The organism is Streptomyces sp. 13-12-16 (assembly GCF_002114215.1).
GTDB lineage: Bacteria > Actinomycetota > Actinomycetes > Streptomycetales > Streptomycetaceae > Streptomyces.
In genome coordinates, this window is sequence record NZ_NCTE01001219.1 from 4,668 (window position 1) to 10,735 (window position 6,068).

General features: G+C 74.2%; 1 pseudogene. It reads right to left on the minus strand.

Annotated elements, in window-relative coordinates:
• A pseudogene (locus B7767_RS45990) lies at nt 1-6,055 on the minus strand (SDR family NAD(P)-dependent oxidoreductase); the annotation flags it as partial.
• Between the last annotated feature and the right edge of the window lie 13 nt (nt 6,056-6,068).

The following is a 6,068-nucleotide window of genomic DNA, read 5'->3' on the forward strand; positions in this document are numbered from 1 at the left end:
TGGCGGTGTCGAAGAGGGCGAGGCCGCGCTCGACGGGGAGGGGGGCGGCCCCGGAGGCGGCGATGCGCCGCATGCCGGTGTCGGAGAGGGTGCCGGTCATGCCGGCGCTCTGCTCCCAGGCGCCCCAGGCCAGGGACAGGGCGGGCAGGCCGGCCGCGGCCCGCTGCTGGGCGAGCGCGTCCAGGAAGACGTTGGCCGCCGCGTAGTTGCCCTGACCGGCGCTGCCCATCACACCGGACACCGACGAGAACATCACGAACGCGGCCAGCCCCAGATCACGCGTCAGCTCATGGAGGTGCCAGGCGGCGTCGACCTTCGGCCGCAGCACCTCCGAGACCCGCTCCGCCGACAGCGACGTCACCACACCGTCGTCCAGCACACCCGCCGCGTGCACGACCGCGGTCAGCGGGTGGGCCGTGTCGATCCCGGCGAGCAGTGTCTCGGCCGCCTCGCGGTCGGCGATGTCGCAGGCGGTGATGTCGACGACCGCCCCGGCGGCCGTGAGTTCGTCCCGCAGCTCGGCGGCGCCCTCGGCGTCGATGCCCCGGCGGGACACCAGGAGGAGGCGGCGCGCGCCCCGCGCGGTCACCAGGTGGCGGGCCAGTTCCCGGCCCAGGCCTCCCGTGCCGCCGGTGATGAGGACGGTGCCGTCGGGGTTCCAGCGGCGCGGCATCGTCAGCACGATCTTGCCCACGTGTCTGGCCCGGCTCATGAACCGGAACGCCTCGCGTGCCCGCCGCACGTCCCACACCGTCACCGGCAGAGGCCGCAACGCCCCCTCGGCGAACAGCCCCACCAACTCCCGCAGCATCTCCCCCGTACGCGCGGGTCCGGCCTCACCGAGGTCGAAGGCACGGTAGGTCACCCGGCCGCCGACCGACCGCGGATCCCGGACGTCGGTCTTGCCCATCTCCAGGAACCGACCGCCGTCCGCCGTCAGCCGCAACGACGCGTCCACGAACTCACCCGCCAGCGCGTTCAGCACCACATCCACGCCCCGGCCACCACTCACCGCCCGGAACTTCTCCTCGAAGCCCAGATCACGCGACGACGCGATGTGGTCCTCGTCCAGCCCCAGACCCCGCAGCGTCTCCCACTTGCCCTCACTCGCGGTCGCGAACACCTCCGCACCCAGATGCCGGGCCAGCTGCACCGCCGCCATGCCCACACCACCAGCACCGGCATGCACCAGCACCGACTCCCCCGCCCGCAGACCCGCCAGGTCGGTCAGGCCGTAGTAGGCGGTGAGGAACACCAGTGGCACCGACGCCGCCTGCTCGTCCGTCCACCCGTCGGGGACGCGGACCAGGAAGCGCTCGTCGATCAGCACGTCGGTGCTCAGGCCGCCGGGCACCATGCCCATCACCCGGTCGCCCGGCGCGAAGTCGGTCGCCTCGGGCCCGGTGGCGGTGACGACACCGACCGCCTCGGCTCCGAGCGGTCCCGCTTCACCCGGGTACATGCCGAGCGCGTTGAGCACGTCGCGGAAGTTCAGCCCGGCCGCCCGCACGTCGAGGCGCACCTGCCGCCCCTCCGGCGCGTCCAGCATCTCCGGGCACGGAACGAGCGTGAGGGAGTCCAGGTCGCCCTTGCCGGTGCTGTCCAGCCGCCAGGGGCCGTGGGCCGGGGGCAGCAGTCCGGCACCGGTGACCGCCCGGTCCAGGCGTCCCACCAGGACGTCCCCGTCCCGTACGACGAACTGGGCGTCGCCGCCCGCCAGGAGCTCCGGCAGCAGCGGCAGCACGGTCTCGACGCGGCCGTCCGCGTCGAGGTCGAGCAGGGCGAAGCGGGCGGGGTTCTCGGAGTGCGCGGCGCGCAGCAGACCCCAGACGGCCGCGGCCGCCAGGTCCTCGACCCGGTCGCCGTGCCCGGAGCACATCGCGCCCCGGGTGACGAACACCAGTCGGGCCGTCTCGAAGCGGTCCTGCCGCAGCCACTCCTGCACCAGGTCGAGGGCGTGCGCGAGAAGCGTGTGCGTGGCCCGCGGTACGTCGTCGCCGTGGCCGTCGCCGGACACGGGGACGCACACCAGGTTCTCGGCGCCGGTGAGACCGCCCAGGGCGGCCGCGGCGGCGCGGGTGCCGAGGGCGGGCAGGGTGGCGTGACGCACCGAAGGGTCGGCGGCGGTCTCGGGGGCGGCGGTCCACTCCAGGCGGAGCAGCGAGTCCAGCTCGGGGCGGCGGGCGGCGGGCGCCTGCGTCCCGGCGGGGACCCGCAGCACCAGCGACTCGGCCGACAGGACGGGAGCGCCCTCGACGTCCACGGCGGCGATCGAGACCGAGTCCTCGCCCGTGCGGGCGACCCGGAAGCGGACCACGGAGGCGCCGTCCGCGTGCAGCGACACCCCTCCCCACAGGAACGGCAGCAGCTTGTGCTCGTCGTCCAGGCCGGCGAACCCGACGGACTGCACGGCCGCGTCGAGCAGCGCCGGGTGCATGCCGTAGTAACCGGCGTCGTCCGCCTCCGCCGGGAGCGCGGCCTCGACGAACGCCTCCTCGCCGCGCTTCCACACGGCGCGGATGGTGCGGAAGACGGGTCCGTACTCGGTGCGGTCGTAGAAGCCCTCCAGGTCGGCGGCGACCGCGTTCTGCGGGGGCCAGACACTCGTGTCGAAGTCGGTGGTCCGCGCGTCCGTGCCGAGCACGCCGGTGGCGTGCTCCGTCCAGGTCGCCTCCGGCGCGTCGGCGGACCGCGAGTACAGGCTCACCTTGCGGGCGCCGGTCTCGTCGGGCGCCCCGACCCACACCTGGACGACGACGGCCCCGTCCTCGGGCAGCAGCAGCGGCGTGGCGAGGGTGAACTCCTCGACACACGCGCAGCCGACCTCGTCACCGGCGCGCACGGCCAGTTCCAGGAAGCCGGTGGCCGGGAAGAGGACCATGCCGCCGCCGACGGTGTGGTCGGCCAGCCAGGGGTGTGTGGTGAGCGACAGGCGCCCGGTGAACAGCACGCCCTCGGAGGCGGCGAGCGCCGTGGCGGCGCCCAGCAGCGGGTGCTCGGCGGGGCGGAGCCCGGCGCCCGTGACATCACCGGTGTGGGCCGCCGGGCGGGGCCAGTACCGCTCGTGGTGGAAGGCGTACGTCGGCAGCGCCACCCGGCGCGCCCCCGTCCCCTCGAAGCACGTCGCCCAGTCGATGTCGACGCCGGTGACGTGGAGCCGGGCCAGCGCGGTGAGCAGCGCGGTCTCCTCGGGACGGTCCCCCCGCAGCACCGGCACCGACACGACGTCCTCGCCGCCGTCCAGCACCCGCGCGGCCATCCCGGTCAGGACACCGTCGGGACCCAGCTCCAGGAACGCGTTCGCTCCCCCGTCGGCCAGCGCGCGCACGCCGTCGGCGAAACGCACCGTGCCACGGACGTGACGCACCCAGTACTCCGCCGAACACAGCAGGCCGGGGTCGGCGATCTCACCGGTCACGTTGGACACGACGGGGATGCGCGGTTCGGCATACGTCAGTCCCTCCGCGACGGCGCGGAAGGCGTCGAGCATCGGCTCCATCAGCGGCGAATGGAAGGCATGACTCACCGACAGACGCTGCGTCTTGCGACCCTGTGCGGCGAACTCCTCGGCCAGCGCGAGGACTTCCCGCTCCACGCCCGCGATGACGACCGCATCCGGACCGTTGACCGCCGCGAGGGCGGTCCCGCCCGTCAGCCTCGGAGCGATCTCCTCCTCGGTCGCCTGGACGGCGATCATGGCGCCGCCCGCCGGGAGTTCCCGCATCAGCCGGGCACGCGCCGCGACCAGCGCGCACGCGTCCTCCAGCGACAACACCCCGGCCACGTGCGCGGCCGCGATCTCACCCACGGAATGCCCGGCCACGAACTCCGGCCGCACACCCCACGACTCCACCAACCGGAACAACGCCACCTCGACCGCGAACAACGCGGGCTGCGTGAACCCGGTCGTGTCGAGGAGCTCCGCCTCCGGCGTGCCCTCCTCCGCGAACAGCACCTCCCGCAACGGACGCTCCAACTCCACGTCGAGGCGCGCCAGTACGGCGTCCAGCGCCTGCGCGAACACCGGGAACCGGGCATACAGCTCACGTCCCGTCCCCGCCCGCTGCGACCCCTGCCCCGAGAACAGCACCGCCAACGACCGCTCCACCGCACGACCACGCGCCACCTCCACGGGGGCACCGCCCTCCAGGCCGGTGCCCGCGAGCAGCACCGTCCGGTGCTCGAACAGGGACCGCCCGGAGGCCAGCGAGTAGCCCACGTCCAGGACGGACCCGGCGTCGAAGGACGTCACCCGGTCGATCTGTCCCGGCAGGGCGTCCTCGGACCGCGCCGAGACCGGCCACGGCACCAGGACCGGCGAGACGGACGGCTCGGTGGCCGGCTCAGGGTCCTGCGCGGCCGGTTCGGGCTGTTCGAGGATGACGTGGGCGTTGGTGCCGCTGAGGCCGAAGGACGACACACCGGCACGCCACGGCCGGTCCGTGTCCGGCCACTCGGTCGACTCGGTGAGGAGGCGTACCGCGCCGGCCTCCCAGTCGACGTGCGTGGAGGGCCGGTCGACATGGAGGGTCCTGGGCAGGGTGCCGTGGCGCAGGGCGAGCACCATCTTGATGACGCCGGCGACACCGGCGGCGGCCTGCGTGTGCCCGATGTTCGACTTGATGGAGCCGAGCAGCAGCGGACGCTCCGGATCGCGGTCGCGACCGTAGGTGGCGAGCAGCGCCTGGGCCTCGATCGGGTCGCCGAGGGTGGTGCCGGTGCCGTGCGCCTCGACGGCGTCCACGTCGGCGGGGGTGAGTCCGGCGCTCGCCAGGGCCTGCCGGATCACGCGCTGCTGCGACGGACCGTTGGGCGCGGTCAGGCCGTTGGAGGCGCCGTCCTGGTTGATGGCCGAGCCGCGGACCACCGCGAGCACCTCGTGCCCGTTGCGGCGGGCGTCGGAGAGGCGTTCCAGGACGAGCATGCCCACGCCCTCGGACCAGCCGGTGCCGTCGGCGGCGTCCGCGAAGGCCTTGCAGTGGCCGTCGGGGGCGAGGCCACCCTGCCGGGTGAAGCCGGAGAAGTTCATCGGGGTCGACAGCACGGTGACGCCGCCCGCGAGGGCGAGGGAGCTCTCGCCGCTGCGCAGGGACTGGGCGGCGAGGTGCAGGGCGACCAGGGAGGAGGAGCAGGCGGTGTCGACGGTGAGCGCCGGGCCCTCCAGGCCGAGGGCGTAGGAGACCCGGCCGGAGATGACGCTGGTGGCGAGACCGGTGCTGGCGTGGCCCTCGACGTCCTCGCGGGAGGTCATCACCAAGGTCGCGTAGTCCTGGCCGGTGGTGCCCACGAAGACGCCGGTGGCGCTGGAGCGCAGGCTCTGCGGGTCGATGCCGGCGCGTTCGAACGCCTCCCAGGAGGTCTCCAGGAGCAGGCGCTGCTGCGGGTCCATGGCGAGGGCCTCGCGCGGCGAGATCCCGAAGAAGGCGGCGTCGAAGCCGCCCACGTCGTGCAGGAAACCGCCGCGGCGGGTGGCGCTGACGCCCCGGTTGTCGTGGCCGCCGCCGAACAGGGTGTCCAGGTCCCAGCCGCGGTCGGTCGGGAACGCGGTGATGCGGTCCTCGCCGTCGGCGAGCATGCGCCACAGTTCGTCGGGGGTGGTGATGCCGCCGGGCATGCGGCAGGCCATGCCGATGATGACGATCGGGTCGTCGGCGACGTCGGCGGCCACCAGGGGGGCGCCCAGGTCGCCGTGTTCGTCGAGGAGTTCGGCGACCAGGTGCTCGGCGAGGCCGTGCGGGGTCGGGTAGTCGAAGACGAGGGTGGCGGTCAGCCGCAGGCCGGTGGCGGTGGTGAGGCGGTTGCGCAGTTCGACGGCGGTGAGCGAGTCGAAGCCGAGTTCGCGGAACTCGCGGCCGGGTTCGATGGCCTTGGGCGAGGAGTGGCCGAGCACGACGGCGGCCTCGGCCCGCACCAGTTCGACGAGGTGGCGGACGCGCTCGTCCTCGGGGAGGGCCAGCAGGCGGCGCGTCAGGTCGGCGGCGGTGCCCGCGCCGCCGACGGCGGTGGCGGCCGAACGCCGGCTGCCGCGCACCAGGTTGCGCAGCAGCGGGGGCACCTCACCCGGGATG